This is a genomic window from Arthrobacter sp. SPT-J7, assembly GCF_059089965.1.
The window spans coordinates 1-472 of the sequence record NZ_JBNHFF010000566.1 but is presented as its reverse complement, the minus strand read 5'-3'; the positions used below and the strand labels follow the sequence as shown (position 1 = coordinate 472).

The window sequence follows — 472 nt, the reverse complement described above, 5'->3', positions numbered from 1 at the left end:
CCCTCCGGCCGTTCGTCACAAAGTGTTTTGGCCTTTCATCCACCCCCCTGCGCCTGAGCCAGATCCGTACCGAGCGCCGCAGCGGCTCATCCTATTCATCGCTGCGGCAGTGCAGCTTCGAGCTGCGTAGTGCCGAACACCTGTACATGTCCCACAGAATTCCCTATCTGAATTCGGCCACGGTCTCGGTGGAGGAGATGGCGGCCACGATTCTGCAGCGGATGAATCTGAAGCACTAGGGAAACGCTTGATGGACGCCGTGGCGGACATCGTATGGAAATAGCGCTGACTTCCTGTCACACAGGAGCTTGCGCCCCAGCATGAGGCAGTGCCGTCAGCGGACGCCACTGCCATCACCGGTATAGGAGCAGTAGTAATGACAAAAGACGTACTTTGGTTTTCAGAACTTGGACTGAAGGATCTGGACCGGGTGGGCGGCAAGAACGCCTCCCTGGGTGAAATGGTCCAGAAC

1 protein-coding gene is annotated in these 472 nt (G+C 57.8%); it reads left to right on the top strand.

Features of this window, described 5'->3' with window-relative positions; all coding sequences use genetic code 11:
* A partial coding sequence (locus AC5RWX_RS34295) for a kinase/pyrophosphorylase (protein ID WP_494100579.1) occupies window positions 1-239 on the top strand: 239 nt, incomplete at its 5' end.
* Window positions 240-472: the final 233 nt, after the last annotated feature.